We start from the raw sequence: 23,226 nt of genomic DNA on the forward strand, positions 1-23,226 counted from the left end.
CGGGGGCGCCCCCGGCGACCAGGGCACGCGCCTCGGCCAGGTTCTGCCGGGCCGTCTCTTGCATCAGGGCCAGATGGCGGCGGGCCTGCGGGACGTCGTGGTCGAGTTCGCCTCGGCCCGCCTTGATCCGGCTGCCCGCCTTCTCCTCGAGCCCCACCAGACCGATGACCTCCTCGGGGTCGCGCGGCCTCGGGTAGTAGCGGGCGAAGTGCCGTACGGTCTCGCGCACCGTCAACTCCGCGGGCGCCGATTCGTCCTGCCAGACGATGCCGACCCGCGAGCGCCACGCGCGCGTGCCCGCCGCCGGGTCCGCGCCGAGCACCCGGACCTCGCCCGCGTCCCTGCCGCGGTTGCCCTGCAGGATCTCCACCGCGGTGCTCTTGCCCGCGCCGTTGGGCCCCAGCAGGCCGAACACCTCGCCGCGGCCGATGCCGAGATCGATGCCGTCGACGGAGGTCACGTCGCCGTACCGCTTGCGCAGCCCCGTACGTCCACGGCGAGTTCGTTCACGTGTGCTGTCATGCGACGAGCGTCGGCCGGAACCCGGCGCTCGGGGACGACCGTACGGACTTCCTTATGTCCACCGAACGGTGGACACGCGCCCGTGTACGGCACAATGGCCGGTGCCCGAAGAAGGTCAACTCTCAAGCAGGCGGAATCGGCGTGATGAGCAAGACCAGAGTCAAAGACGTCTCCACCGAGTCCGAGCGTGCCGAGGCCGCACCACGAGCGCTGGGCGGCAGTCGCGCTCTCGCGCTGCTGCTGGTGATCACGGGCGCGGCCGGGCTGCTCGCCGCGTGGGTCATCACGATCGACAAGTTCAAGCTGCTCGAGGCCAAGGTCGAGGGGAAGACGTTCACCCCGGGCTGCAGCCTCAACCCGGTCGTCTCCTGCGGCAGCGTCATGGAGAGCAAGCAGGCCGCCGCCTTCGGGTTCCCCAACCCGATGCTCGGTCTCGTCGCCTACGGCATCGTCATCTGCGTCGGCATGAGCCTGCTCGGCCGGGCCCGCTTCCCGCGCTGGTACTGGCTCACCTTCAACGCCGGCACCCTCTTCGGCGTCGTCTTCTGCGCCTGGCTGATGTTCCAGTCCCTGTACCGCATCAACGCCCTGTGCCTGTGGTGCACCTTGGCCTGGGTCGCGACGATCGTCATGTTCTGGTACGTGACCTCGTTCAACGTGCGCAACGGCTTCCTGCCCGCGCCGAACTGGCTCAAGAGCTTCTTCGGCGAGTTCACCTGGGTGCTGCCCGTGCTGCACATCGGCATCATCGGCATGCTGATCCTGACCCGCTGGTGGGACTTCTGGACCAGCTGACGGCCCGGACGGGACTGTCAGTGGCGTGACATAGGGTTTTCGGTGTGGAGCCCGACCTGTTCACCGCCGCAGCAGAAGAACGCCAGGAGAAGGACCCCGCCGGCAGTCCCCTGGCGGTGCGCATGCGCCCGCGCATCCTCGACGAGGTCGTGGGCCAGCAGCACCTGCTGAAGCCGGGTTCGCCCCTGCGCAGACTCGTCGGCGAGGGGGCGTCCGGCCCCGCCGGGCCTTCCTCGGTCATCCTGTGGGGGCCGCCCGGCACCGGCAAGACCACCCTGGCGTACGTCGTCTCCAAGGCCACCAACAAGCGCTTCGTCGAGCTCTCCGCCATCACGGCCGGCGTCAAGGAGGTCCGCGCGGTCATCGACGGCGCCCGCCGCGCCACCGGCGGCTACGGCAAGGAGACCGTCCTCTTCCTCGACGAGATCCACCGCTTCAGCAAGGCCCAGCAGGACTCCCTGCTGCCTGCCGTCGAGAACCGCTGGGTGACCCTGATCGCGGCGACCACCGAGAACCCGTACTTCTCGGTGATCTCGCCCCTGCTGTCCCGCTCCCTCCTGCTCACCCTCGAACCCCTCACCGACGACGACCTGCGCGGCCTGCTGCGCCGCGCGCTCACCGACGAGCGCGGCCTCAAGGGCTCGGTCACGCTTGCCGAGGACACCGAGGCCCATCTGCTGCGCATCGCCGGCGGCGACGCCCGCCGGGCGCTGACCGCCCTGGAGGCCGCCGCCGGGGCCGCGCTCGACAAGGGCGAGGCGGAGATCGGCCTCCAGACCCTGGAGGAGACCGTCGACCGGGCGGCGGTGAAGTACGACCGCGACGGCGACCAGCACTACGACGTGGCCAGCGCCCTCATCAAGTCCATCCGCGGCTCCGACGTCGACGCCGCCCTGCACTATCTGGCCCGCATGATCGAGGCCGGCGAGGACCCCCGCTTCATCGCCCGCCGCCTGATGATCTCCGCCAGCGAGGACATCGGCCTCGCCGATCCGAACGCCCTGCCCATAGCTGTCGCCGCCGCCCAGGCGGTCGCGATGATCGGGTTCCCCGAGGCCGCGCTCACCCTCAGCCACGCCACCATCGCCCTCGCCCTTGCCCCCAAGTCCAACGCCGCGACCACCGCGATCGGCGCCGCCATGGACGACGTACGCAAGGGCCTGGCCGGTCCCGTCCCGGCGCACCTGCGCGACGGGCACTACAAGGGCGCCGCCAAGCTCGGACACGCACAGGGGTACGTGTATCCGCACGACCTGGCCGAAGGCATCGCCGAACAGCAGTACGCGCCGGACGCCATCAAGGACCGCGAGTACTACGAACCGACCCGGCACGGCGCCGAGGCCCGGTACGCGGACGCGGTGGAGTGGACGAGAAAGCACCTCGGTCGGAAGCGGTCCTGACCACCCTGTAGACTTCTGCGAAGTGCTGCGTCCCGTGTCCGGCTCCGGTCGGCGCCTCAGGCGGGACATCCAGCCGGATCTGTTGATCCAGGAGCGTCGCGCACCGTCGTAGGTGTCGCGGGCAGCCCACCATCACCCGGTATCCCGGAGCGACTGGTGGGCCGTTCGTGTGCTGCACGTATGTGCCCAGACCAGGGGAACGGCTGCCTGGCATGTCCCTCGCGGACCTGTCGGGAATTCCCCGGCTGCGGATGCGACCTCCCGTAACCCTGAGGCAGCCGAAAAGGAAAAGGAAAAGAAGTGGCGAACCAGTCCCGCCCCAAGGTCAAGAAGTCGCGTGCCCTCGGCATCGCGCTGACCCCGAAGGCCGTCAAGTACTTCGAGGCCCGCCCCTACCCGCCGGGTGAGCACGGCCGTGGCCGGAAGCAGAACTCGGACTACAAGGTCCGTCTGCTCGAGAAGCAGCGTCTGCGCGCGCAGTACGACGTGTCCGAGCGTCAGCTCGTCCGCGCCTACGAGCGTGCCTCCAAGGTTCAGGGCAAGACCGGTGAGGCCCTGATCATCGAGCTCGAGCGCCGTCTCGACGCACTGGTCCTGCGCTCGGGCATCGCCCGCACCATCTACCAGGCCCGTCAGATGGTCGTGCACGGCCACATCGAGGTCAACGGCCAGAAGGTCGACAAGCCGTCCTTCCGCGTCAAGCCCGACGACGTCGTGATGGTCCGCGAGCGCAGCCGCGAGAAGACCCTCTTCTCGATCTCCCGTGAGGGCGGCTTCGCCCCCGAGGGCGAGACCCCGCGCTACCTCCAGGTGAACCTCAAGGCCCTGGCGTTCCGCCTGGACCGTGAGCCGAACCGCAAGGAGATCCCGGTGATCTGCGACGAGCAGCTCGTCGTCGAGTACTACGCCCGTTGATCCGTCAGCGGCCGTAGGACTTCTGCGCCTGGGCCCGTCGTCTCCCCGCCCTTCCGGGTGGGCGAGGCGGCGGGCTTCCGCATGTCCACGGCCGCAGCCGCTCCGCCGCCAGCTCGATCGCCAGCGGGATCCCGTCCAGACGCCGGCACGATTCCCGTACGCCCGCTTCCTCCCGTACAGCCACGCCTTGCCGTGTGGCCCGCTCGGCGAACAGCTTCACCGCCTCGTCCTCGCCCAGCGGCGCCGGCGCGAACACCCGCTCGCCCGCCACACCCAGCGGTCGGCGGCCCACGGCGAGCACCGTCAGCCCCGGCACCTGCCGCAGCAGCTCGGCCACCAGCCCGGCAAACGCGTCGACCAGATGCTCGAACCCCTCCAGCACCAGCAGGAGTTGACGCCCGCGAGATGCGCCAGCTGCATCGTGTGACCCGCCAGTCGCGACTTGCCGACCCTGCCGGCCCCCGTCACCGTCACCAGCCGCCCGCGGTGCCGAGGGCCCCGGACAGCACCGCGATCTCGGCCGAGCGGCCCACGAACGCGCGGAGCTCCTGGGGCAGATCGCCGGCCACGGGGGAGCCGCCGGGCTGATGACCTCGCATGGGACACGGAACGTACTGAACCGTATTCAGTCCGTACAATCGCTTCCCGCTACTCGCCTCCGCACGAGCGCTAATCCGGTACGGAGCCCCATCCCCGGCGCGATAGGCTCGGTGCACGACTTTTTCGATGCAGAGGCACGTTTAGGGAGCGGGTGCACACAGTGTCCGGTGGAGAGGTTGCCGGGATCCTGGTGGCCGTCTTCTGGGCGATCCTGGTCTCCTTCCTCGCCGTCGCGCTGGCGAGGCTGGCCCAGACGCTCAAGGCGACCACCAAGCTCGTCGCGGACGTGACCGACCAGGCCGTCCCGCTCCTGGCAGACGCCTCCGCCGCGGTGCGCTCCGCGCAGACCCAGATCGACCGGGTCGACTCGATCGCCTCGGACGTCCAGGAGGTCACGTCGAACGCCTCCGCGCTGTCGACCACCGTGGCCTCCACCTTCGGCGGCCCTCTGGTCAAGGTCGCGGCCTTCGGCTACGGCGTGCGCCGCGCCCTCGGCGGCCGCGGCGACGACGTGCCCGCCAAGGCGCCCCGGCGTACCGTGATCGTGGGCCGCACCGTCCCGGCCGCGCGGCGGAAGAACCGGAAGAAGGACTGAGCGAACCGATGTTCCGCCGTACGTTCTGGTTCACCACGGGCGTCGCCGCCGGTGTGTGGGCCACCACCAAGGTCAACCGCAAGCTGAAGCAGCTGACCCCCGAGAACCTCGCCGCGACCGCGGCGAACAAGGCACTCGAGGCCGGTCACCGGCTCAAGGACCGCGCGGTGGGCTTCGCACTCGACGTCCGCGACAACATGGCCCAGCGGGAGGCCGAACTGGGCGACGCGCTGGGGATCAACGCGGACCCCGAACTCCCCGCGCCCCGGCGGTACGCCGCCATCGAGAACCGCAACAACGCGAAGACGTACGTCGTCGACGGGACGACGTACTCGTACAACCGGAATGAGGACCACTGATGGAGTCGGCTGAGATCCGCCGCCGCTGGCTGAGCTTCTTCGAGGAGCGCGGGCACACCGTCGTCCCTTCGGCGTCGCTCATCGCGGACGACCCGACTCTGCTCCTCGTCCCCGCCGGCATGGTGCCCTTCAAGCCCTATTTCCTGGGCGAGGTCAAGCCGCCCTACCAGCGCGCCACCAGCGTGCAGAAGTGCGTGCGCACGCCCGACATCGAAGAGGTCGGCAAGACCACGCGGCACGGCACGTTCTTCCAGATGTGCGGGAACTTCTCCTTCGGCGACTACTTCAAGGAAGGCGCCATCAAGTACGCCTGGGAGCTGCTCACCACGCCCCAGGACAACGGCGGTTACGGCCTCGACCCCGAGCGCCTGTGGATCACCGTCTACAAGGACGACGACGAGGCCGAGCGCATCTGGCACGAGGTCGTCGGCGTACCCAAGGAGCGCATCCAGCGCCTGGGCATGAAGGACAACTACTGGTCCATGGGCGTGCCCGGCCCGTGCGGCCCCTGTTCTGAGATCAACTACGACCGCGGCCCCGAGTTCGGCGTCGAGGGCGGCCCCGCCGTCAACGACGAGCGGTACGTGGAGATCTGGAACCTCGTCTTCATGCAGTACGAGCGCGGCGAGGGCATCGGCAAGGACAACTTCGAGATCCTGGGCGACCTGCCGAGCAAGAACATCGACACGGGCCTCGGCATGGAGCGGCTCGCCATGATTCTGCAGGGCGTGCAGAACATGTACGAGATCGACACCTCCATGGCCGTCATCAACAAGGCCACCGAGCTCACCGGTGTCGCCTACGGCGACGCCCACGACTCGGACGTCTCCCTGCGCGTGGTCACGGACCACATGCGTACGTCCGTGATGCTCATCGGCGACGGCGTGACCCCCGGCAACGAGGGCCGCGGCTACGTCCTGCGCCGCATCATGCGCCGCGCCATCCGCAACATGCGCCTGCTCGGCGCCACCGGTCCGGTCGTCAAGGACCTGATCGACACGGTCATCGAGATGATGGGCCAGCAGTACCCGGAGCTGGTCACCGACCGCGAGCGCATCGAGAAGGTCGCCCTCGCCGAGGAGAACGCCTTCCTCAAGACGCTCAAGGCCGGCACCAACATCCTCGACACCGCCGTCACCGAGACCAAGTCCGCCGGCGGCACGGTCCTCGCCGGCGACAAGGCCTTCCTGCTCCACGACACGTGGGGCTTCCCGATCGACCTCACCCTCGAGATGGCCGCCGAACAGGGCCTCTCCGTGGACGAGGACGGCTTCCGCCGCCTGATGAAGGAACAGCGGGAGCGCGCCAAGGCCGACGCCCAGGCCAAGAAGACCGGCCACGCCGGCGTGGGCGCCTACCGCGAGATCGCCGACAAGGCCGGCGAGACCGACTTCATCGGCTACACCGACACCGAGGGCGAGTCCACGATCGTCGGCATCCTCGTCGACGGTGTGTCCTCCCCGGCCGCCACCGAGGGCGACGAGGTCGAGATCGTCCTCGACCGCACCCCGTTCTACGCCGAGGGCGGCGGCCAGATCGGCGACACCGGCCGCATCAAGGTCGACTCCGGTGCCGTCATCGAGATCCGCGACTGCCAGAAGCCGGTCCCCGGCGTCTACGTCCACAAGGGCGTCGTCCAGGTCGGCGAGGTCACGGTCGGCGCCACCGCCCACGCCTCGATCGACGACCGCCGCCGCACGGCCATCGCCCGCGCCCACTCGGCCACGCACCTGACCCACCAGGCCCTGCGCGACGCCCTCGGCCCGACGGCCGCCCAGGCCGGTTCCGAGAACCAGCCCGGCCGCTTCCGCTTCGACTTCGGCTCGCCGTCCGCCGTTCCCACGGCCGTGATGACCGACGTCGAGCAGAAGATCAACGAGGTGCTCACCCGCGACCTGGACGTCCGCGCCGACGTCATGGGCATCGACGAGGCCAAGAAACAGGGCGCCATCGCCGAGTTCGGTGAGAAGTACGGCGAGCGCGTGCGCGTCGTCACCATCGGCGACTTCTCCAAGGAACTGTGCGGCGGCACACACGTCCACAACACCGCGCAGCTCGGCCTGGTGAAGCTGCTCGGCGAGTCGTCGATCGGCTCCGGTGTGCGCCGTATCGAGGCCCTCGTCGGTGTGGACGCCTACAACTTCCTGGCCCGTGAGCACACGGTCGTCGCCCAGCTCCAGGAGCTGATCAAGGGCCGTCCGGAGGAGCTCCCGGAGAAGGTCTCCGCCATGCTCGGCAAGCTGAAGGACGCCGAGAAGGAGATCGAGAAGTTCCGCGCCGAGAAGGTCCTCCAGGCCGCCGGCGGTCTGGCCGACTCCGCCAAGGACGTTCGCGGCATCGCTCTGGTGACCGGTCAGGTCCCGGACGGCACGACCGCCGACGACCTGCGCAAGCTGGTCCTCGACGTGCGCGGCCGGATCCAGGGCGGCCGGGCTGCCGTGGTGGCCCTGTTCACGACCGTGAACGGCAAGCCGCTGACGGTCATCGCCACCAACGAGGCCGCCCGCGAGCGCGGTCTGAAGGCCGGCGACCTGGTCCGCGCCGCCGCCAAGACCCTGGGCGGAGGCGGTGGCGGCAAGCCGGACGTCGCCCAGGGCGGCGGCCAGAACCCGGCTGCCATCGGTGAGGCCGTCGACGCCGTCGAGCGCCTCGTGGCGGAAACGGCCAAGTGAGCGCCGGCCCACAGGCGAGCGGCGAAGGCCGGGGCATGCGCCGCGGCCGTCGCCTCGCCATCGACGTCGGGGACGCCCGCATCGGGGTCGCCTCGTGCGACCCCGACGGGATCCTCGCCACCCCGGTGGAGACGGTCCCCGGCCGGGACGTCCCCGCGGCTCACCGCCGACTGAGGCAACTGGTCGAGGAGTACGAGCCGATCGAGGTCGTCGTCGGCCTCCCTCGCTCCCTCAAGGGGGGCGAGGGCCCGGCCGCCGCCAAGGTCAGGGGCTTCGCCCAGGAGTTCGCCAAGGGCATCACCCCCATCCCCGTACGGCTGGTCGACGAGCGGATGACCACGGTGACGGCCAGTCAGGGACTGCGCGCCTCGGGCGTGAAGTCCAGGAAGGGCCGGTCGGTGATCGACCAGGCAGCCGCTGTGATCATCCTCCAGCAGGCGCTCGAATCCGAACGGGTGTCAGGTAAAGCACCCGGAGAGAGCGTCGAAGTGGTCATCTGATCGCGATACGGTAACGTTCCGCGCGATTGCGGCGCTGATTCGAACAGCTGCCGCACAACAGGGAGGCCAGGTAGCTTCTGGGTCTGAGTGCTCAGAGACTGTCGGTCTCGCGGCTCCAGGGGATCGGTCACTCGCTCCCCAGCCCTCGGGCTGGCGCTTGTCTGTCACAGACAGAGAGGTCCATGAGTGACCAGCCCGAGTCACCGCGTGGAGGAGGTGTGATCGGTGACTACGTTTCAGGTGAGTGAGAAGACCCACCAGGCCGTGCTTCCTCAGCGGCCTGCTCTGGAATCCGTGGCAGCAGACATCCCTGGGAGCAGGGACGAAACGGGCTACGGACGCTCCGCGCGTAAGGCTGGGGCAGCTGGCCTGGAACATGGGCGAGGGGAGATGCGTGAGTCTGACCTCCAGGCTCTCGCACGTCATGCCACTGGTGATCTCGTCCGGGCAGTCATCCCCTCTGGGAAATATGTAGGTGCCTGGACCGGACGAGTCGCGGTGCGGGCCACAGGGCGTTTCAACGTTCGTTCCGAGCGAGGCATCGCGCAGGGAATTCATCACCGCCATATCCAGTTGCTTCAACGAGCCGACGGCTACGGCTATATCACCCGAGAGGAGGAAGACGCGCATTGCTTTGGTGTTGGTGTAAGCATGCGTGTCGACCGCTCTGATGACTGAGTATGGCCGGGGCCAAGGCTCCAATTCGTGGCATCCCGAGGACCCGTTGTCCGGGGATGGTGGATGGGAAGGACAGCAGGCCCACGTGGGCCATCAGCCTCCCTACGGCGGCCAGCCGCAGCACTATCCCGAGCAGTCGCAGCAGCCGAACTACGGCGACTGGGGCGACGGCCAGCAGGCCGCATACGGTCAGGCGCAGCAGTACCAGCAGTACCAGCAGTACGAGCAGCAGCAGTACACCGGCCAGGGCCACCAGCAGCAGTACGACGAGAACGGCTGGCCCACCGGCACGCACCCGCACGTCCAGTACCCGGACCCGTCGGACCCGCACGGCCGACAGAACGCGTCGTACGGCGGTGAGCAGGCCGACCACTACGGCACGCCCGACGCGTACCCGCCGCCGGAGCCGCCGAGCCGCCGCCGCGCCGAACCGGAGCCGCAGACCGACTGGGATCCCGGCCCCGACCAGGGCGAACACGCCTTCTTCGCGGGCGACGACGATGACGACGACTTCGACGACGAGCCCGGGGACCGCCGAGGTCGCGGCGACCGGCGCGGCCGGGGCGGCAAGGGCAAGGGCAAGCCCAAGAAGCGCCGGAGTGGGTGCGCTTGTCTGGTGGTTCTGCTGGTGTTCGGCGGGGGGATCGGTGGGGTCGGGTACTTCGGGTACCAGTTCTACAAGGATCGTTTCGCCGAGGCCCCGGACTTCGCGGGGGACGGCACGAGCGAGACAGTGCCCGTCAGGGTCCCCAAGGGGGCGGACGGCTACACGATCGGCAACTTGCTGAAGAAGGCGGGCGTCGTCAAGAGCGTCGACGCCTTCGTTTCCGCGTCCGCGAAGCACGGCGGGGACAAGATCCAGGCAGGCGCCTATCTGCTGCGCAAGCAGATGTCCGCCGAAAGCGCCGTCAAGCTGATGCTGAATCCCAAGAGCCAGGACAACTTGACCATCGCCGAGGGATGGCGCAATGCCAGGGTCTACAGCGCGATCGACAAGAAGCTCGAACTGTCGTCCGGCACCACCCGGAAGGTCGCTGAAAAGCAATACAAGAGCCTCGGCCTGCCCAGCTGGGCGAACAGCAACAGTGACATCAAGGACCCACTGGAAGGGTTCCTCTTCCCGGGCACCTATCCCGCGGCCAAGGACACGAAGCCCGAGACAGTCCTGAAGGAGATGGTGAGCCAGGCCACCGCGAACTACAAGAAGTACGACCTGGAGGCCAAGGCCAAGGATCTGAAGCTGGACAGCCCGCTGCAGGTCATCACGGTCGCGAGCCTCGTCCAAGCCGAGGGCAAGACCAACGACGACTACCGCAGAATGGCGGAGGTGGTCTACAACCGCCTCAATCCGGCGAACCCCGAGACCTACGGGTCGGTGCAGTTCGACTCGACCTTCAATTACCTGAAGAACGAGAGCAACATCAACATCAGCGAGTCGGAGATCAACCGCAACCAGGACCCGTACAACACGTACACGCAGAAGGGTCTGCCGCCCGGTCCGATCGGAAACCCGGGCACCGACGCGATCAATTCGACGCTGAATCCGACCGACGAAGGCTGGTACTACTTCGTGGCGACCGATGGTGTGAGCAAGACCGAATTCGCCAAGACGCACGACGAATTCCTCAAGCTCAAGGAAAAATTCAACGAGAGCGTCGGCGGCTGAGCGAGCGTGACGAGGTCGCGGGCGGGCGCCCGGGACCTCGTCACGTGGAACCTACTGGATGGTCGTGCTCATCACCAGCAGGTCTTTCTGTACAGCATGGTGCTGCCTTCGTAAGTGGCGACCTGAACTCCGATTTCGTACATTCCGTTCGAATCAGTGGCCGTCGTGTACCAGGTATTGCCTATGCCGTCGACTCCTCCGTAATAGGCATGCCACGGCCAGTAGTGCTTGTCGCCCGAATAGTATTCCGTGACGAGTCTGATCCGAACATGGTGCCCGTCGCGATCGGTGTCAGACAGCCCCAAGGCGATGTCGACCGTCTTCGTGGTGCCGACTGAAAAGCCGCTGTAATCCAGATCTCCGCTCGCTCCGGTAGTGCTGCACTTAATGAAGCCGGAAGGGGACGTCGCGGCTTCGGCTCCACTGGATGCGCCCAAAGTTAGCGCGATTGCGAGGCTGATGCCGAGCGGCATTACGCGCTTTCGCATGAACGGTTCACCTCTTTCTGTTCTGCTCGGGAAATTGCTTCCCGGTAGGATCAATTTTCGATGAGGCAGCAGCGGATCGATGAGGACGCCGGCGCCCCCGCCCGGCGTGTCTGCCCAGCCGCGCAGTTTGGCCGCGACCTTCGCCAGGCTGGGATCGCCAGGCTTGACGTCTATGTAGAACAAGGCTTCGTCGGGCTTTCGGTCATCCCCACCCCACCGGACAACACCGTCGAGTTCGGCGAGAACATCCCGGATCACAATCACCTGGTTGGGAAAGAACCCGCCACGGGCACCGGACGGGTAGAAGCCGGGCCGGATTTGCAGCGCCGTGCCCGAGGCCTGGTTCGACTCCGTGAGTCCCTTGCGAACCCTGCTGGGATGGCGCCAGGGACGGCGTCGGACGACTGCCCGTCGGACCAGCGGCAGACGGCCTGGACCGGGAACAGGGTGACGTCGCGGGCCCGGAGCGCCAGGCTCCGGGGCGGCTCGTCGGCGCCGAACCGGTCGTACGTGCAGTCGTAGGAGGCATCGCCGTCCGCGGGCGCGGCCAGGTACAGCGCTCCCACGTACAGGAAAGCGGTGGCCGTCAGGCACATCAGCGCCCCGTCGATCCATGCGTGGGGCGTGTTGCTCCACACTGGGCCGCCTACCCTGGACCTGCTGCTGATCGACGCGCAGAGGCAGATGGTCAGCGTGAGGGCGGCCAACAGGGATATGTAGAACAACCAGTCGGGCACCACCTCCCCCTCATCTCACGCGTTGTTGCGCATGAACGCGTTGTACTTCTCCAAGATTCGGTAGCTGCTCAGCCGCTTCTGCTGCCGGGGCCGAACACGCCGATGGCCACGTCGTCGGACATGCCGATCTCGTACTGGAGGGCGTACATCATGGCCTTCGCCACGTCATGTGAGTAGTGGCCGTCACAGGGGACGATGAAAAAGTTCCTGCGGTTGACATAGCGTCCGTTGAGCCAATGCTGGATGGAACGGACCTGTTCCGAGCCACCGTTGACGGTGACGTAGGCGTCCGTATTGAGCAAGCTCTTGAAGACCTTTGACGTCAGGTCGCTGCCTGGGTAGACGCTGGCGACGCCCATGTTTTGCTTGAGTTGGGCGACCGAGGAGCGACCCGGTCACTGTACTGGCCGTCGATGGCGCCGCCGTCGTAGCCCTTGCAGTACAGGGCGGACTGGATGATGCGGCAGAAGTCCGCCGACGGCACAGTAGACGCGCTGATCTTCGGGTACTTCGACTCGAGAGTGGAAAGGGTGGTCGGGCCGAAGCTGTCCGACAGCGAACTGATGCCGAGTTCCCACTGCAGTGCTCGGGTGAGGGCGTACATCACGGGCCATCCAGTACGCCCGTTCTCCTCGACCGTCATCCCAATGCGGCTGCTGTAGACGCTGTTGATGAACTTCTGGGCTCTGAGAACCATCTCGTCGGCCATAGGGGGTGGCTTCTCCTTCAGCGGTCGCGGTTCGTCGAGGGCGGGACGAGCAGGGCACACGAGGGCCTGGGGTTTGTCGCTGGGGTGCAAGCGCGGTGGCGGTCAACGCCGACCGACGTGAGTCGCTGGCTATCGCCTGCGGTCAGGGAAGCGCAGCGCGACGGAGCGCAGCCCGCGAGAGCAGGCTGGTATGAGCAGATGGCGTCGCTTGTCGGTAACGCAGCATGACCATGGCCCCCGTGACACCCTGTCCCCCCCAATCGCTGGTCAGCGCTACACTGGCGGCTGTGTCAGGCTTCCCGGCGCGGCGATCATCATAGGCATTGACGTGAATGAGCTATGCAGGGAGCGAAGGAGGGTTGGCCGGATCATGTCATTCAAGGAGGGCTCTCCGTCAATTGTGAACATGCCGATCAGGACCAGCTCTGCCTCGCATGGAACAGGTAAACCGTAGGGTCACTGGAGGTGTCAGGTGTCGAAGTGGTGTGGCGGAAGCTGATCGTTCAACCACTTGCCACTGCCGGCACGGCGCCTCCCTGGGCCAGCACCTTGGGCGAGCCGTCGGCTGAACGCTTAGCAGAGCACCTCCAGCGACCTCTGGAAGAGCGCTGAGGTACCTTGACCGAGTCGGAGACCGGCCCAGAGCGCAGTGAACGGTGTAATGATGGCTGCGAATGTCCAGCGATACCGGGCCGCCGTACTCGGTTCGCCCATCGCCCACTCCCTCTCCCCGGTGCTGCACCGCGCCGCCTACGAGCAACTCGGGCTCACGGGCTGGTCGTACGACCGGTTCGAGGTCGACGAGGCCGCTCTGCCGGGGTTCATGAAGGAACTCGGGCCGGAGTGGGCCGGGTTGTCGCTGACCATGCCGCTCAAGCGGGCCGTCATCCCGCTGCTCGACGAGATCAGCGAGACGGCGGCCTCGGTCGAGACGGTCAACACGGTCGTCTTCACGGAGGACGGCCGTCGAGCCGGCGACAACACCGACATCCCCGGCATGGTCGCCGCCCTGCGGGAACGCGGCATCGAACAGGTGGATTCCGCCGCGATCCTCGGCGCGGGCGCCACCGCGTCCTCCGCGCTGGCCGCGCTGGCCCGCATCTGTACCGGCGAGATCGTCGTGTACGTCCGCAGCGAGGCCCGCGCCGCCGAGATGCGGCAGTGGGGCGAGCGGCTCGACGTCGAGGTCCGTACGGCGGACTGGGCGGACGCGGCACAGGCACTGCGTGCCCCGCTCGTCATCGCCACCACGCCCGCCGGGACGACCGACGCGCTGTCCTCCGCCGTACCGGAACGGCCGGCCACCCTGTTCGACGTGCTCTACGACCCGTGGCCGACCGAGCTGGCCGCGCGCTGGTCGGCGTACGGCGGGGCCGTCGTCAGCGGTCTCGACCTGCTGGTGCATCAGGCTGTGCTCCAGGTCGAGCAGATGACGGGGCGCGGTCCGGCGCCTGTGGAGGTCATGCGCAAGGCCGGGGAGCACGCCCTCGCAGGCCACTAGGCCCGGTACACATCACGGTGCGTCCGCCTGATGGACCGGCGGCCGGACAGCCGCGCCGGACGTGGGAGGATCGGAGGTGGCGGGCCGGGGCCGCGCACCTGGTCGCGCCGTCGTCGTACGCGAGGACGCGCGTACGCAGGCAGTACCAGGGCGCGAGCACTGAGGAGCACCGTTGAGCAGGTTGCGCTGGCTGACCGCGGGGGAGTCCCACGGCCCCGCACTCGTCGCGACGCTGGAGGGCCTTCCCGCCGGCGTGCCGATCACCACGGAGATGGTGGCGGACCACCTGGCCAGGCGTCGGCTCGGTTATGGGCGCGGTGCGCGCATGAAGTTCGAGCGGGACGAGGTGACCTTCCTCGGTGGCGTCCGGCACGGGCTGACCCTCGGTTCCCCGGTCGCGGTCATGGTGGGCAACACCGAGTGGCCGAAGTGGGAGCAGGTCATGGCGGCCGACCCGATCGACCCGGAGGTGCTGGCGGGGCTGGCCCGCAATGCGCCGCTGACCCGTCCGAGGCCCGGTCACGCCGACCTCGCCGGGATGCAGAAGTACGGCTTTGACGAGGCCCGGCCGATCCTGGAGCGGGCCTCGGCGCGGGAGACGGCGGCCCGGGTGGCGCTGGGCGCGGTGGCCCGGTCGTACCTGAAGGAGACGGCCGGTATCGAGGTCGTCTCGCACGTCGTTGAGCTGGCTGCGGCGAAGGCGCCCTACGGGGTGTACCCGACGCCGGCCGATGTCGAGAAGCTGGACGCCGATCCGGTGCGCTGCCTGGACGCGGACGCGTCGAAGGCGATGGTCGCCGAGATCGACCAGGCCCACAAGGACGGCGACACCCTGGGTGGGGTGGTCGAGGTGCTGGCGTACGGGGTGCCGGTCGGCCTCGGCTCGCATGTGCACTGGGACCGGCGTCTGGACGCCCGGCTCGCCGCCGCGCTGATGGGCATCCAGGCGATCAAGGGGGTGGAGGTCGGTGACGGCTTCGGCCTGGCGCGGGTGCCCGGTTCGAAGGCGCACGACGAGATCGTCTCCACCGACGAAGGCATCAGGCGGACCTCCGGCCGCTCCGGCGGCACCGAGGGCGGCCTGACCACCGGTGAGCTGCTGCGCGTGCGCGCGGCGATGAAGCCGATCGCGACCGTCCCGCGGGCGCTGAAGACGGTCGATGTCGTCACTGGTGAGGCGACTGCCGCTCACCACCAGCGCTCCGACGTGTGTGCGGTGCCGGCGGCGGGCATCGTCGCGGAGGCGATGGTCGCGCTGGTCCTCGCGGACGCGGTCGCGGAGAAGTTCGGCGGTGACAGCGTTGCCGAGACCCGTCGCAACGTCCAGTCGTACCTCGAGAACCTGGCGATCCGGTGAGCGCTGTGCCCGTGGTCGTGCTGATCGGTCCGATGGGTGTCGGCAAGTCCACCGTCGGGCAGTTGCTGGCCGAGCGGCTCGGTGTCGGCTACCGGGACACCGACGACGACATCGTCGCCGCCCAGGGCCGGGCCATCGCCGAGATCTTCGTCGACGCGGGCGAGAGCGCCTTCCGCGCGATCGAGAAGCAGGCGGTCCGGGTCGCGCTCGCCGAGCATGACGGTGTCCTCGCCCTCGGGGGCGGCGCGATCCTGGACGCGGCCACGCGCGCGTCGCTGGCGGGACTGCGCGTCGTCTACCTCTCGATGGACGTCGAGGAGGCCGTCAAGCGCACCGGCCTGAACGCCGCCCGGCCGCTGCTCGCCGTCAACCCGCGCAAGCAGTGGCGCGACCTGATGGAGGCCCGGCGGCACCTGTACGAGGAGGTCGCCACGGCCGTGGTCGCGACGGACGGCCGTACGCCCGAAGAGGTCACCCAAGCAGCCCTGGACGCACTGGAGTTGACTGCAATTCCCGGGGGACAACCCCCGGACCCCCGGCCGGAGGACGCGATGGCGAGCCAAGTGACAAGAATCCAGGTCGGCGGCACCGCGGGCAGTGAGCCGTACGAAGTCCTGGTGGGCCGGCAGCTCCTGGGTGAGCTGGGCGGGCTGATCGGCGACAAGGCGAAGCGGGTCGCGGTGATCCACCCCGAGGCGCTCGCCGAGACCGGCGACGCGCTCCGCGCCGACCTGGTCGGGCAGGGGTACGAGGCCGTCGCCATCCAGGTGCCGAACGCGGAGGAGGCCAAGACCGCTGAGGTCGCCGCCTACTGCTGGAAGGCGCTGGGCCAGTCCGGGTTCACCCGCACCGACGTCGTCGTCGGCGTCGGCGGCGGCGCGACCACCGACCTGGCCGGGTTCGTGGCCGCGACCTGGCTGCGCGGGGTGCGCTGGATCGCCGTCCCGACGACCGTGCTGGCCATGGTGGACGCGGCCGTCGGCGGCAAGACCGGCATCAACACGGCCGAGGGCAAGAACCTCGTCGGTTCCTTCCACCCGCCCACCGGCGTGCTGTGCGACCTGGCCGCGCTGGACTCCCTCCCGGTCAACGACTACGTGTCCGGGCTCGCCGAGATCATCAAGGCCGGTTTCATCGCCGACCCGGTGATTCTGGAGCTCATCGAGTCCGACCCCGAGGCCGCCCGCACCCCGGCCGGCCCGCACACGGCCGAGCTGATCGAGCGTTCCATCCGGGTCAAGGCCGAAGTGGTCTCCTCCGACCTGAAGGAATCGGGTCTGCGGGAGATCCTCAACTACGGCCACACGCTCGGCCACGCCATCGAAAAGAACGAGCGCTACAAGTGGCGGCACGGCGCCGCGGTCTCGGTCGGCATGCACTTCGCTGCTGAACTCGGCCGCCTCGCGGGCCGGTTGGACGACGCCACCGCCGACCGCCACCGCACGATCCTCGAATCGGTCGGCCTGCCGCTGCACTACCGCTACGACCAGTGGCCCAAGCTGGTGGAGAGCATGAAGGTCGACAAGAAGTCCCGCGGCGACATGCTGCGCTTCATCGTCCTCGACGGCCTGGCCAAGCCCACCGTCCTGGAGGGTCCCGACCCGGCCCTGCTGCTCGCCGCGTACGGCGAAGTGGGCCAGTAAGTACTCGCGTACACCTTCCGCCCGATTCCCCTGTGGCGCTGGGCACTTCGTACCGCCCCCGGCCGTTCACCAAACGGCGGCCGGGGGCGGTACCGTTCGGATGGGGGGTCCCCCCACGCCTTTCGGGCAGTGGGGGAGGGCGGGGTTCGCACCCTGCTGCCAGCGCCAATTGCCTGCGGCGAGTGAGCCAGAAGACACGAGACGGAGTGGCACCGGATGCAGCACGCAGTGGGTTCTCCGCTGCCGCAGCCCCACCAGCCGGGGCACGGACCGACCGACGGCTGGTCGCCGGCCGCACACCACCCGGGTCCGCATCACCCGGGCGCACACCAGGGATCGGTCCCCGTGCCCCCGCCGCCCCCGGCACCGGGCTTCACACCTCCGGCCCCGCCCGCCCCGCAGCACGCCCCGGTCCCCGACACCACGGGCCATGTCCCGCTGCCGCCCGGCGGCCCGGTCGCCATGCCCAGCGCACCGCCCCCCGCGACCGCACCCGACGCGACGGCCACCACCCTGGCCGTGCTGCTCATCGGACCGGCGGGGGCGGGCAAGACGAGCGTCGCCAAGTACTGGGCGGACCACCGCCGGGTCCCCACGGCCCACATCAGCCTGGACGACGTCCGCGAGTGGGTCCGCTCGGGCTTCGCCGACCCCCAGTCCGGCTGGAACGACAACTCCGAGGCCCAGTACCGCCTGGCCCGCCGCACCTGCGGTTTCGCCGCCCGGAACTTCCTCGCCAACGGCATCTCCTGCATCCTCGACGACGCCGTCTTCCCCGACCGTCCGGTCGTCGGCCTCGGCGGCTGGAAACGGCACGTGGGCCCCGGCCTCCTCCCGGTCGTCCTCCTCCCGGGCCTGGAAATCGTCCTGGAGCGCAACGCCGAACGCTCCGGCAACCGCCGCCTCACGGACGAGGAGGTCGCCCGCATCCACGGCCGCATGGCGGGCTGGTACGGCTCGGGCCTCCCGATCATCGACAACTCCCAGCTCGACGTACCACAGACGGCCCAGATCCTGGACGACGTACTGGCACGCTCGATTGCCAGCCCACCTAAGTGGTAGTCGGCCTTCAGGGGCCCGGGGAATGCGCGATCAACCCCCACCGGCCGTCAGACGGCACACGACAACGAGCCGCACCCCGTCCCCCGATCGGCACCTCTCCAACCGGCACAATCCCGACATGCCTCCTACGCTCGTGTCATGTCAGAGGTGCACGCCGCACGCCGAACCCGCCTTCGGGACCGCTGCCAAGCCAGCGGCAGCGCCTCCGCGCTGGTCTCCCGCCCCGCCAACGTCCGCTACCTCACCGGCACCGCCCCGCAGGGCGCCGTACTCCTGCTGGGCAGGACCGAGGACCTGCTGCTGTGCCCCGGCCCACCGGACGACCGAACCGACGGCCGCCCCGACGAGACGCTGTGCGTCCAGACGCTGAGGGGACCCGCCGGCGACCCCGCCGTCGCCGCGGCCGACCTCGCGGCAGGGCAGCGCGCGGACTCCCTCGCCGTCGAGGAACACCACCTCACCGTCGCCCGGCACCGGGCCATCCGCTCCGTCGTACCGCGGCTGCGCCTCGCCGACCTGGGCTGTGCGGTCGAGCAGCTCAGGGTGGTCAAGGACGAGGAGGAGATCTCCTGCCTCCGTATCGGCGCCGAGATCGCCGACCAGGCCCTCGGCGAGCTGCTGGAGTCCATCCTCGTAGGGCGTACCGAGCGGCATCTCGCCCTGGAGCTGGAGCGACGCCTCGTCGACCACGGCGCCGACGGGCCCGCCTTCCCGACCTCCGTGGCCACCGGCCCCAACTCCGGCAGGCGCGCCCACCGGCCTACCGACCGGCGCGTCGAGGAGGGTGACTTCCTCTCCGTCTGCCTGGGGGCCACGTACCGCGGCTACCGGTGCGAGATCGGCCGTACGTTCGTCATCGGCACGTCCCCCGCGGGCTGGCAGATCGAGCTGTACGACCTCGTCTTCGCCGCCCAGCGTGCCGGACGGGAGAGCCTCGCACCCGGCGCCGCCTACCGCGACGTGGACCGGGCCGCACGTCAGGTGCTGGACTCCGCCGGGTACGGTGAGGGGCTTCCGGTGCTGACCGGACACGGTGTCGGGCTCGAAATCGACGAGGACCCGCAGTTGGCCCCCGCGGCCATGGGTAAACTGGACGCTTGCGTGCCGGTCACCGTCGAACCGGGGGTCCACCTCCCGGGCCGGGGCGGCGTCCGGATCGATGACACGCTCGTCGTCCGCCCCGAGGCGGACGGCGGACCCGAGCTACTCACCATCACGACCAAGGAGCTGCTCGCCCTCTAGGCAGGTGCGTGCGCCGGGGTCGTCCACGTCAGTCCAGGAGATTCCGCAACCGTGGCTTCCACGAACGACCTCAAGAACGGCATGGTGCTCAAGCTCGATGGCGGCCAGCTTTGGTCCGTCGTCGAGTTCCAGCACGTCAAGCCCGGCAAGGGCCCGGCCTTCGTGCGCACCAAGCTCAAGAACGTGCTCTCCGGCAAGGTCGTCGACAAGACGTTCAACGCCGGTGTCAAGGTCGAGACGGCCACTGTCGACAAGCGCGACATGCAGTTCTCGTACATGGACGGCGAGTACTTCGTCTTCATGGACATGGAGACCTACGACCAGCTCATGGTCGACCGCAAGGCTGTCGGCGACGCGGCCAACTTCCTCGTCGAGGGCTTCACGGCCACCGTCGCGCAGCACGAGGGCGAGGTGCTCTTCGTCGAGCTGCCCGCCGCCGTCGAGCTGACCATCCAGGAGACCGAGCCCGGCGTCCAGGGCGACCGCTCCACCGGCGGCACCAAGCCCGCCATCCTGGAGACCGGCCACCAGATCAACGTCCCGCTCTTCATCACCACCGGTGAGAAGATCAAGGTCGACACCCGCACGAGCGACTACCTCGGCCGGGTGAACAGCTAACCGTGGCTGCCCGCAACACGGCCCGCAAGCGTGCCTTCCAGATCCTCTTCGAGGGCGACCAGCGTGACGCCGACGTCCTGACGGTCCTCGCGGACTGGATCCGGCACTCTCGGGCCGACACCCGGCAGCCGCCGGTGAGCGAGTACACGATGCAGCTGGTCGAGGGCTACGCGGAACACGCGAAGCGCATCGACGAGCTGATCGCGCAGTACTCCGTCGGCTGGACGCTCGACCGCATGCCCGTCGTCGACCGCAACATCCTGCGGCTCGGCGCCTACGAGCTGATCTGGGTCGACGCGACCCCGGACGCCGTCGTCCTCGACGAGATGGTGCAGCTGGCGAAGGAGTTCTCGACGGACGAGTCGCCCTCGTTCGTCAACGGCCTGCTCGGCCGGCTCAAGGAGCTGAAGCCCTCCCTGCGCCGCGAATAGCTCCGCTTGAGAGCCTGGGGGGAGCCTGGGAACTGAGGGTCATATGTGACCTGCGGGTCGGCTGTGGCGAGTCGCGCCCACGCGGCGGAGCAGCCGCTTGATGTCACGGCCCGCCCCTGCGGGGGCGCGACTCGCCGGAGGGCCCACAGCGTGTCGCTGTGGGCCCTCCGGCGTTCCCGTACCAGCGGGGCTCGTGAGGCGCGCAGAAAGCCGCCGGGGTGGCTGGAACGGTGAAGTTCCGGCCACCCCGGCGGTACGTTTCTGCTGAACCCGAGGAGCGCTCAGCTCTCCTCGGCGTGGGAGACCGCGCGACGCGCGTCCGCGTCCAGCACGCCCCAGCTGATCAGCTGCTCGGTGAGGACCGAGGGCGACTGGTCGTAGATGACGGCGAGTGTGCGCAGGTCGTCCTGGCGGATCGAGAGCACCTTGCCGTTGTAGTCACCGCGCTGCGACTGGATCGTGGCCGCGTAGCGCTGCAGGGGGCCCGCCTTCTCGGCCGGCACATGGGCCAGCCGCTCCAGGTCCAGGACCAGCTTCGGCGGCGGCTCGGCGGCACCGCCCGGTGTGGTGCCCGGCAGCAGCTCCTGCACCGGAACGCCGTAGAAATCCGCCAGCTCGGCAAGACGCTGTACGGTCACGGCACGGTCACCGCGCTCGTACGAACCGACCACGACCGCCTTCCAGCGTCCCTGGGACTTCTCCTCGACACCGTGGAGGGAAAGGCCCTGCTGGGTGCGGATGGCCCGGAGCTTTGCCCCGAGCTGTTTGGCGTATTCGCTGGACATATAGCTCCCCGGCACTGTGTCGACGCGGCTGGGCCGCGCGTCTGGTAACTCACTGTGAGGTTACGCAGCGTTACTCTTCCGCGTCAAGCCGAATGGTCCGCACCGACTCTTCCGTGGCAGCGGTGACCGATTGGGCCAAGGGGGTGATCAGGGACGTCGTCCCGGCCTGCTACCGTGGATGGCGCAAATCCGACGTCCTTTAAGGTCCGTCCCGTGAGGCGGAGAAGGAGGTCCGTTTCATATGGACAAGCAGCAAGAAGCACAGCAGTCCGATGCGCGGCCCGTTCTCGAAGGCCCCGACATCGCGCGGGTGTTGACTCGCATCGCCCACGAGATCGTCGAGCGCGCCAAGGGCGCCGACGACGTGGTGCTCCTCGGCATTCCCACCCGGGGCGTCTTCCTCGCCCAGCGGCTGGGCGTCAAGCTCGAGCAGATCACCGAGCGCAAGATCCCGGTCGGTTCGCTCGACATCACCATGTACCGCGACGACCTGCGCATGCACCCGCCGCGTGCGCTGGCCCGCACCGAGATCCCCGGTGACGGCCTCGACGGCCGCCTCGTCGTCCTCGTCGACGACGTGCTCTTCTCCGGCCGCACCATCCGTGCCGCCCTGGACGCCCTGAACGACCTCGGGCGTCCTCGCGCGGTCCAGCTGGCGGTCCTGGTCGACCGGGGCCACCGCGAACTGCCCATCCGCGCCGACTACGTCGGCAAGAACCTCCCCACGTCGCTGCGGGAGACGGTCAAGGTCCAGCTCGCCGAGGAGGACGGTCGCGACACCGTGCTGCTCGGCGCCAAGCGGTCCGCTCGGGGCGCGCAGCAGTAGCACGCGCGCGTACGTCACTGTCGTACGCCCTGCCCATGCGCCCCCGCCTGCCCGGAATCTCCCAAACCTGAACTGCCTTACGGAGCCTGACAGATGCAGCGTCATCTCATCTCGGCCGCCGACCTCACCCGCGACGACGCCGTCCTGATCCTCGACACCGCCGAGGAGATGGCCCGGGTCGCCGACCGGCCGATCAAGAAACTGCCGACCCTGCGCGGCCGCACCGTCGTCAACCTCTTCTTCGAGGACTCGACCCGTACCCGGATCTCCTTCGAGGCCGCCGAGAAGCGGCTCTCCGCCGATGTCATCAACTTCTCCGCCAAGGGATCGAGCGTGTCCAAGGGCGAGTCCCTGAAGGACACCGCCCAGACGCTGGAGGCCATGGGCGTCGACGCCGTCGTCATCCGGCACGGCGCCTCCGGAGCGCCGTACCGCCTCGCCAACTCCGGCTGGATCGACGCCGCCGTCATCAACGCCGGCGACGGCACCCACCAGCACCCCACGCAGGCCCTGCTGGACGCCTTCACCATGCGGCGCCGGCTCGTCGGCCGGGACGCCGGGATCGGGCAGGACCTCGCCGGCAAGCGCATCACGATCGTCGGCGACATCCTGCACGGCCGGGTCGCCCGTTCCAACGTCGACCTGCTGCACACCCTCGGCGCCGAGGTCACCCTCGTCGCGCCGCCCACCCTGCTGCCGATCGGCGTCGAGACCTGGCCCTGCGAGGTCTCGTACGACCTCGACAGCACGCTGCCCAAGTCCGACGCGGTGATGATGCTCCGCGTCCAGCGCGAGCGCATGAACGCCGCCTTCTTCCCGACCGAGCGCGAGTACTCGAGGCGCTACGGCCTCGACGGCGACCGCATGGCGAAGATGCCCGAGCACGCCATCGTGATGCACCCCGGACCGATGGTCCGCGGCATGGAGATCACCGCCGAGGTCGCCGACTCCGAGCGCTGCACCGCCATCGAGCAGGTCGCAAACGGAGTGTCCACCCGGATGGCCGTTCTGTACCTGCTGCTCGGTGGCAACGAGCCCGCCGTCGCCCACCCGTCGCCCACCACCACCCTTGCAACGAGGCGCTCCGCGCCCGCCTCTGAATTCCGTACCGAGGAGAAGTAAGAC

At 68.9% G+C, this 23,226-nt stretch carries 20 protein-coding genes and 3 pseudogenes; 17 read left to right on the forward strand and 6 right to left on the reverse strand.

Features of this window, described 5'->3' with window-relative positions; translation table 11 throughout:
* Positions 1-109: 109 nt before the first annotated feature.
* A pseudogene (locus tag AQJ91_RS24205) lies at positions 110-522 on the reverse strand (ATP-binding cassette domain-containing protein); the annotation flags it as partial.
* 144 nt (positions 523-666) lie between these two features.
* Here AQJ91_RS24205 and AQJ91_RS24210 point away from each other — a divergent pair.
* The 3 genes from AQJ91_RS24210 (at position 667) to rpsD (ending at position 3,632) form a co-directional block, all read left to right on the forward strand.
* Entirely contained in the window at positions 667-1,317 is a 651-nt protein-coding gene (locus tag AQJ91_RS24210; RefSeq protein ID WP_067025593.1) for a vitamin K epoxide reductase family protein, read from the forward strand.
* Positions 1,318-1,361: 44 nt separating this feature from the next.
* Positions 1,362-2,717 carry a replication-associated recombination protein A gene (locus AQJ91_RS24215; protein WP_067025597.1) on the forward strand — a complete coding sequence of 452 codons (1,356 nt, stop codon included), beginning with the start codon at positions 1,362-1,364 and terminating at the stop codon, positions 2,715-2,717.
* Positions 2,718-3,017: 300 nt separating this feature from the next.
* A complete protein-coding gene (gene rpsD, locus AQJ91_RS24220; RefSeq protein ID WP_067025601.1) occupies positions 3,018-3,632 on the forward strand; it encodes a 30S ribosomal protein S4 in 615 nt (204 codons plus the stop codon).
* Positions 3,633-3,636: 4 nt separating this feature from the next.
* On the opposite strand, the gene AQJ91_RS58355 is transcribed toward rpsD, so the two are convergent.
* Together AQJ91_RS58355 and AQJ91_RS58360 are read right to left on the reverse strand one after the other, a co-directional pair.
* On the reverse strand, positions 3,637-4,014 hold the full coding sequence (locus AQJ91_RS58355; RefSeq protein WP_067025605.1) for a hypothetical protein: 378 nt from the start codon (positions 4,012-4,014) through the stop codon (positions 3,637-3,639).
* A gap of 88 nt (positions 4,015-4,102) precedes the next feature.
* Complete coding sequence (locus tag AQJ91_RS58360) at positions 4,103-4,231, reverse strand: hypothetical protein (RefSeq protein WP_407696906.1); 129 nt, start codon at positions 4,229-4,231, stop codon at positions 4,103-4,105.
* Positions 4,232-4,383: 152 nt separating this feature from the next.
* Here AQJ91_RS58360 and AQJ91_RS24230 point away from each other — a divergent pair, with 152 nt between their 5' ends.
* The 5 genes from AQJ91_RS24230 (at position 4,384) to mltG (ending at position 10,702) form a co-directional block, all read left to right on the forward strand.
* Positions 4,384-4,827, forward strand: coding sequence for a DUF948 domain-containing protein (locus AQJ91_RS24230; protein WP_107122515.1), 444 nt, complete (start codon positions 4,384-4,386; stop codon positions 4,825-4,827).
* Positions 4,828-4,835: 8 nt separating this feature from the next.
* Positions 4,836-5,186, forward strand: coding sequence for a hypothetical protein (locus AQJ91_RS24235; RefSeq protein WP_067025610.1), 351 nt, complete (start codon positions 4,836-4,838; stop codon positions 5,184-5,186).
* Positions 5,186-7,858, forward strand: a complete 2,673-nt coding sequence (gene alaS, locus AQJ91_RS24240; protein WP_067025613.1) for an alanine--tRNA ligase — start codon at positions 5,186-5,188, stop codon at positions 7,856-7,858. The genes AQJ91_RS24235 and alaS overlap by 1 nt, the downstream gene beginning before the upstream one ends.
* 35 nt (positions 7,859-7,893) lie before the next feature.
* Positions 7,894-8,358, forward strand: coding sequence for a Holliday junction resolvase RuvX (gene ruvX, locus AQJ91_RS24245; protein WP_067025616.1), 465 nt, complete (start codon positions 7,894-7,896; stop codon positions 8,356-8,358).
* Between the two features lie 670 nt (positions 8,359-9,028).
* Entirely contained in the window at positions 9,029-10,702 is a 1,674-nt protein-coding gene (mltG, locus tag AQJ91_RS24250) for an endolytic transglycosylase MltG (RefSeq protein WP_079085168.1), read from the forward strand.
* 542 nt (positions 10,703-11,244) lie between these two features.
* On the opposite strand, the pseudogene AQJ91_RS49915 reads toward mltG, so the two are convergent.
* Positions 11,245-11,577 (reverse strand): annotated as a pseudogene (locus AQJ91_RS49915) (hypothetical protein); the annotation flags it as partial.
* Positions 11,578-11,998: 421 nt separating this feature from the next.
* A pseudogene (locus AQJ91_RS55955) lies at positions 11,999-12,636 on the reverse strand (glycoside hydrolase domain-containing protein); the annotation flags it as partial.
* Between the two features lie 664 nt (positions 12,637-13,300).
* Between AQJ91_RS55955 and AQJ91_RS24275 the strand changes: the two are divergent.
* The 7 genes from AQJ91_RS24275 (at position 13,301) to nusB (ending at position 20,490) form a co-directional block, all read left to right on the forward strand.
* Positions 13,301-14,137 (forward strand): shikimate dehydrogenase, encoded by an 837-nt coding sequence (locus AQJ91_RS24275; RefSeq protein ID WP_107122518.1) that lies wholly within the window; start codon positions 13,301-13,303, stop codon positions 14,135-14,137.
* A gap of 172 nt (positions 14,138-14,309) precedes the next feature.
* Complete coding sequence (gene aroC / locus AQJ91_RS24280; protein ID WP_067025638.1) at positions 14,310-15,494, forward strand: chorismate synthase; 1,185 nt, start codon at positions 14,310-14,312, stop codon at positions 15,492-15,494.
* Positions 15,495-15,526: 32 nt separating this feature from the next.
* On the forward strand, positions 15,527-17,137 hold the full coding sequence (gene aroB, locus AQJ91_RS24285; protein WP_079085169.1) for a 3-dehydroquinate synthase: 1,611 nt from the start codon (positions 15,527-15,529) through the stop codon (positions 17,135-17,137).
* 216 nt (positions 17,138-17,353) lie between these two features.
* Positions 17,354-18,199, forward strand: coding sequence for a Pro-rich N-terminal domain-containing protein (locus AQJ91_RS24290; protein ID WP_067025641.1), 846 nt, complete (start codon positions 17,354-17,356; stop codon positions 18,197-18,199).
* A 138-nt stretch (positions 18,200-18,337) separates the two neighbouring features.
* Positions 18,338-19,441, forward strand: a complete 1,104-nt coding sequence (locus tag AQJ91_RS24295; RefSeq protein WP_067025644.1) for an aminopeptidase P family protein — start codon at positions 18,338-18,340, stop codon at positions 19,439-19,441.
* A 51-nt stretch (positions 19,442-19,492) separates the two neighbouring features.
* Positions 19,493-20,059 carry an elongation factor P gene (gene efp / locus AQJ91_RS24300; RefSeq protein ID WP_067025647.1) on the forward strand — a complete coding sequence of 189 codons (567 nt, stop codon included), beginning with the start codon at positions 19,493-19,495 and terminating at the stop codon, positions 20,057-20,059.
* A gap of 2 nt (positions 20,060-20,061) precedes the next feature.
* Complete coding sequence (nusB, locus tag AQJ91_RS24305; protein WP_067025650.1) at positions 20,062-20,490, forward strand: transcription antitermination factor NusB; 429 nt, start codon at positions 20,062-20,064, stop codon at positions 20,488-20,490.
* Positions 20,491-20,771: 281 nt separating this feature from the next.
* Here the strand turns inward: nusB and bldD are convergent, their stop codons facing one another.
* Positions 20,772-21,275: a transcriptional regulator BldD gene (bldD, locus tag AQJ91_RS24310; protein WP_004002691.1), complete on the reverse strand. Its 504-nt coding sequence runs from the start codon at positions 21,273-21,275 to the stop codon at positions 20,772-20,774.
* Positions 21,276-21,516: 241 nt separating this feature from the next.
* Here bldD and pyrR point away from each other — a divergent pair, with 241 nt between their 5' ends.
* Positions 21,517-22,101, forward strand: a complete 585-nt coding sequence (gene pyrR, locus AQJ91_RS24315) for a bifunctional pyr operon transcriptional regulator/uracil phosphoribosyltransferase PyrR (protein ID WP_067025653.1) — start codon at positions 21,517-21,519, stop codon at positions 22,099-22,101.
* 93 nt (positions 22,102-22,194) lie between these two features.
* Positions 22,195-23,223, forward strand: a complete 1,029-nt coding sequence (locus AQJ91_RS24320; protein WP_067025656.1) for an aspartate carbamoyltransferase catalytic subunit — start codon at positions 22,195-22,197, stop codon at positions 23,221-23,223.
* Positions 23,224-23,226: the final 3 nt, after the last annotated feature.

Origin of the sequence: Streptomyces dysideae (assembly GCF_001514305.1) — a bacterium.
Taxonomy (GTDB): domain Bacteria; phylum Actinomycetota; class Actinomycetes; order Streptomycetales; family Streptomycetaceae; genus Streptomyces; species Streptomyces dysideae.